We start from the raw sequence: 5,256 nt of genomic DNA, 5'->3' as shown, positions 1-5,256 counted from the left end.
TATGGCAGGGCAGCTTGCTGAGAAAACAGAAAAATCAAAATTAATCAGGTTTGTAAAACTTTGCGAAATTCCTATTATGGTTGTAGGGGCACTATCTATTTATACCCAGTCTATTTGGCTTATGCTCACCACTATATTTTTCATGGGGTTTCAAAGTACATTTTTTGGTCCGTTAAAATATTCTATTTTACCGCAGCACGTTGCCCCGAACGAATTAACAAAAGCGAATGGGTTAGTTGAATCGGGTACCTTTGTTGCCATTTTACTAGGGACTATTTTTGGGACTTATTACATTACGCAAAACGTAGGCCCCGAAATTATTAGCATTGCAGTACTCGTGCTCGCAGTATTAGGTTATGTGAGTAGCCGCTTTATACCAATAAGTGCAGCGAATGAACCTAATTTAGCGTTTACCTACAATATTTATACCTCTACAAAAAATGTGTTCTCAGCACTTAATTCGCAAACAGAGTCTGTAGGCAAATCAGTCTTAGGTATAAGCTGGTTTTGGTTAATAGGCGCCATTGTGCTAACTACATTACCAAACTATGTTAAGCACGTAATGGGCGGTAACGAATTAGTAGTAACCAGTGCGCTGGTGGTATTTTCGTTAAGTATTGCTATTGGTTCTTTATTATGTGAAAAACTTTCGCGTTCGCGTATTGAGTTAGGCATTGTGCCCTTTGGTGCCATCTTAATTACCCTATTTTTATACTTGCTCAGTATAGAGCCCGCTATTTTAAGTTATGGTGTGCAAATCGATGAATTATTAACCTTAAAGCAGGTATTAAATACTGGCGATATGCGCTGGCACTTTGTGTGGATGGCCGGTATTGGTATAGCATCAGGTTTTTATACTGTTCCTTTGTATGCTTTGATACAACAAAGAACAGAAGAGGCGTGTCGGTCTCGTGTTATTGCCGCTAACAACGTACTTAATGCACTGTTTATGGTGTGCAGTGCCATTTTAAGTATTGTGACATTGTCTATTTTAGAGTGGAGTATCTCAGAATTATTGCTTTTACTTGCAGGGTTAAACTTACTGATTTCATTGTATATTTATACCAAAGTACCTGAGTTTTTCTTGCGTTTTATTATCTATATTTTAGCTATTTGCATGTATCGCGTGAAAACCAGAGGCGAAATAAATATACCAGAGGAAGGTGCAGCGGTTATCGTTGCCAATCATGTCAGTTTTGTTGATTGGATGTTTATTTTAGCAGCGTCACCAAGACCAATTCGTTTCATGGTTTTTGCGCCAATTTATTATTCTCCTGCTCTGCACTGGTTATTTAAAATGGCTAAAGCAATACCGATTGATAGCGAAAAAGCAAACCCTGAAGCTTTTAAAAAGGCGTTTGACGATGTTGCAGAGGCACTTGAATGCGGCGAGCTTGTGGGTATTTTCCCCGAGGGTAAATTAACAGGTGATGGCTGTGTTGATATGTTTAGAAGAGGTATAGAGAGAATAATTGAGCGAACGCCTGTTGCTGTTGTGCCTGTGCATTTAGGTGGGCTTTGGGGCAGTATGTTTAGCCGAAAAACAAAGTGGCAATTACCTCGTTTAAAGTGGTCGTTAGTCTCTGTATCTGTTGGTGAGCCTGTTGCGGCAAATAAAGCAAAAGCGGATAACCTGCGTGAACGAGTGTTAGATTTAAAACTACTTTACTCTAAAGGTAATGATTAATAGGCATGAAAAGCAGCCAATCAAACCCTATTGTCGATAATTTTATAGCGCCAAAATGCATAGATACGTTTAGTATTTTGTATCAAGATAACGATATTTTAGTCATTAATAAACCCAGTGGGTTGCTGAGTTTATCAGGGAAAAATTCAGAAAATTGGGACTCAGTACATTATCGTCTAGTAAATGGGCAAAAAGGAGTAACGCCGGCCTTTTTAAACGCTAAATTAGTTCATCGATTAGATTTAGGCACATCGGGAATAATGCTTGTAAGCCTAAACGATGTGAGCTCAAAACATTTAAATAAGCAGTTTCAATTACGTAGTGTAAAAAAGCATTATGTAGCAGTGCTGCAGGGGTGTATAAGCGAAGATAGAGGGCAAATTGATGCGCCCATTGCTAAAGACACACAGTTATTTCCGCGAGTAAAAATTTGTAAACTAGAGGGGAAGCCAGCTGTTACCGAGTTTAACGTTATTAAGCGCCTTGCTAACCCTGTTAGAACTTATGTACGCTTTTCTCCTTTGACTGGGCGTACTCATCAGCTACGCATACATAGTCATTTTATAGGCCACCCTATTTTAGGGTGCGACCTGTATAAGAATGCACACAGTGAAAAGCTATCAAAACGTCTACAGTTGCATGCAAGCGATCTGTTTTTTGAACATCCCACTACAAATCAAGCAATTCACATCCATTGCCCAAGCCCATTTTAGTGTGAATTAACATTACATTTTTTAATTTTTTCCCTTGAAGTTCTATTAGCTCCCCCCATATTAAGTGCATAACGCAGACACTTTGCTAATTGGAGATATATAAATGACTGCAGCACAAAAAGAAACATTAGGCTTTCAAACAGAAGTAAAACAACTATTAAACTTAATGATTCATTCTCTTTATTCAAACAAAGAGATTTTTTTACGTGAGCTTGTATCAAACGCATCAGATGCAGCCGACAAGCTACGTTTTTTAGCGCTTTCAAATGGTGATCTTTACCAAGGTGATGCAGACCTTCGCGTTCGTATCAGCGCAGATAAAGAGGCCAATACCGTTACTATTTCAGATAACGGCATCGGTATGACGCGTGAAGAAGTGATTAACTCTTTAGGCACTATTGCAAAATCGGGCACTGCTGAGTTTTTCAAAAACTTAACGGGCGATCAGAGCAAAGATTCACAACTTATTGGTCAGTTTGGTGTTGGTTTTTACTCTGCATTTATTGTTGCCGATTTAGTGACTGTTCGCACACGTAAAGCGGGTGAAACAACTGCTTATGAGTGGGAGTCTAAAGGTGAAGGCGAGTACACGCTGCAAGAAATTGAGAAAGAAGGCCGTGGTACCGAAATTACTTTACACCTTCGCGAAGACGAAAAAGAATTTGCAGACGAATTCCGTTTACGTAGCATTGTGACTAAATACTCAGATCATATTTCTACGCCTGTACAAATGTACAAAGCAGAAGTACCAGAATCTGAAGGCGAAGATGGCGAAAAGATTCCAGCAGTACCGGGTGAGTGGGAAAGCATTAACCGCGCCACGGCATTGTGGACGCGTGATAAATCAGAGCTTTCTGATGAAGAATACAAAGAGTTTTACAAGCATGTGAGCCATGACTGGGAAGATCCGCTAAGCTGGGCACATAATAAAGTTGAAGGTAAAACTGAGTACACTAGCCTTTTATATATCCCTAAAAAAGCCCCTTTCGATTTATGGAACCGTGAGCGTCAAAGTGGTTTAAAACTATACGTTCAACGTGTGTTTGTAATGGATGATGCTGAGCAGTTTATGCCAAGCTACTTACGTTTTGTGAAGGGTTTATTAGATTCAAACGATTTACCATTAAATGTATCGCGTGAAATTTTACAAGATAACAAAGTAACCCAAGCGATTCGTAAAGGGTGTACCTCGCGTATCATTAAAATGCTTGAGCGTATGGCTAAAAATAAAGCTGACGATTACCAAGTATTTTGGAATGAGTTTGGTCAGGTGATGAAAGAAGGCCCTGCGGAAGACGCTGCAAATAAAGAAGCGATTTGCAAGTTACTTCGTTTTTCTTCTACTCATACAGATTCACAGACGCAAGATGTGTCGCTTGAGCAATATGTTGAGCGCATGAACGAAGGGCAAGATAAAATATATTACGTGGTAGCCGATACCTTTACCGCTGCTAAAAACTCGCCGCATTTAGAGATTTTCCGCAAAAAAGGCATTGAGGTATTATTACTAAGCGACCGTGTTGACGAGTGGATGATGAGCCACCTAACTGAGTTTGCAGATAAGCCACTTCAGTCAATCACACGTGGTGACTTAGACCTAGGCAAGCTTGATGATGAAGAGACAAAGAAAGCGCAAGAAGAGTCTGAAAAAGAGATGGCCGGCTTAGTAGAACGCATTAAAACAGCCTTAGGAGATGATGTTAAAGAAGTGCGTTTCACACACCGTTTAACTGACTCTCCAGCATGTGTTGTAAGTGATGACAACGACATGAGTTCGCAAATGCAAAAGCTAATGGAGTCTGTTGGTCAAGCGGCGCCAGAGGCTAAGCCTGTGTTTGAGCTAAACCCAGAGCATCAACTTGTGAAACATTTAAATGACGAACAAGATGAAGATAAATTTTCACAATGGTCACATGTACTATTAGACCAAGCATTACTTGCAGAGCGCGGAACATTAAAAGACCCAACAGGGTTTGTTACACGCCTAAATAAATTAATGTTAGAGCTAAGCAAATAAATTTATATTAAGTTATTAAAAGTATAAATATTGTACATATTAAAAAAGGAAGCCTAGGCTTCCTTTTTTTATGCGCTATAAACTAGGCAATTAGTATAAGTTGCTTGAGTATCAGCGGCGCTTATGGAAGAATTCAGGCTTTAAAAATAAACTCTCATACTAGGGGACAATGATATGCGCATTATTCTTTTGGGCGCGCCGGGTGCAGGTAAAGGTACTCAAGCTCAGTTTTTAATGGACAAGTACGGTATTCCACAAATTTCGACTGGCGATATGTTACGTGCTGCAATTAAAGAAGGCACTCCACTTGGCTTAGAAGCAAAAAAAGTAATGGACGCAGGTCAGCTAATTTCTGACGATATCATTATTGGTTTAGTTAAAGAGCGTATTGCTAAAGCTGATTGCGAAAAAGGTTTTTTACTAGATGGCTTTCCACGTACCATTCCACAAGCAGATGCAATGAAAGAAAATGGCGTAGTAGTTGATCACGTTATTGAATTTGATGTTGCTGATGAAGTAATTGTAGAGCGTATGGGCGGACGTCGTGTTCATCCTGGCTCGGGTCGTGTTTACCATGTTGTTTACAATCCACCAAAAGTGGAAGGTAAAGACGATGAAACAGGTGAAGAGTTAATTGTGCGCGCTGACGACACAGAAGAGACTGTGCGTAAACGTCTAGGTATTTACCATGAGCAAACTATGCCGTTGGTTGATTACTACCAAGCTGAAGCAGCTGCAGGCAACACGCAGTACCATAAACTTGACGGTACACAAGCCGTAGAAGTTGTAAGTGCACAGTTAGGTGAGCTTTTAGGTTAATTTAAAGCGCACAAAAAAAC

Annotated in this window: 4 protein-coding genes; all 4 read left to right on the top strand. The window is 39.9% G+C overall.

All coding sequences use genetic code 11. The annotated features are described in order from the left end of the window. Window positions 1-1,687, top strand: a 1,687-nt coding sequence (locus P20480_RS17740) for an MFS transporter (protein ID WP_008127686.1), incomplete at its 5' end; no start/stop codon positions are given. A gap of 5 nt (window positions 1,688-1,692) precedes the next feature. Beyond that, window positions 1,693-2,400 (top strand): RluA family pseudouridine synthase, encoded by a 708-nt coding sequence (locus tag P20480_RS13900; RefSeq protein WP_008127684.1) that lies wholly within the window; start codon window positions 1,693-1,695, stop codon window positions 2,398-2,400. Window positions 2,401-2,503: 103 nt separating this feature from the next. Then, the gene (gene htpG, locus P20480_RS13905) at window positions 2,504-4,417 is read left to right on the top strand and encodes a molecular chaperone HtpG (protein ID WP_008127682.1); all 1,914 of its coding nucleotides are present in this window, start codon (window positions 2,504-2,506) and stop codon (window positions 4,415-4,417) included. A gap of 174 nt (window positions 4,418-4,591) precedes the next feature. After that, the gene (gene adk / locus P20480_RS13910; RefSeq protein ID WP_006792401.1) at window positions 4,592-5,236 is read left to right on the top strand and encodes an adenylate kinase; all 645 of its coding nucleotides are present in this window, start codon (window positions 4,592-4,594) and stop codon (window positions 5,234-5,236) included. The last annotated feature ends 20 nt before the right edge of the window (window positions 5,237-5,256 follow it).

The organism is Pseudoalteromonas sp. BSi20480, from assembly GCF_000241365.1.
Classification (GTDB): domain Bacteria; phylum Pseudomonadota; class Gammaproteobacteria; order Enterobacterales; family Alteromonadaceae; genus Pseudoalteromonas; species Pseudoalteromonas marina.
The sequence above is the reverse complement of the archived record's forward strand: the minus strand, read 5'-3'. Positions and strand labels throughout refer to the sequence as shown.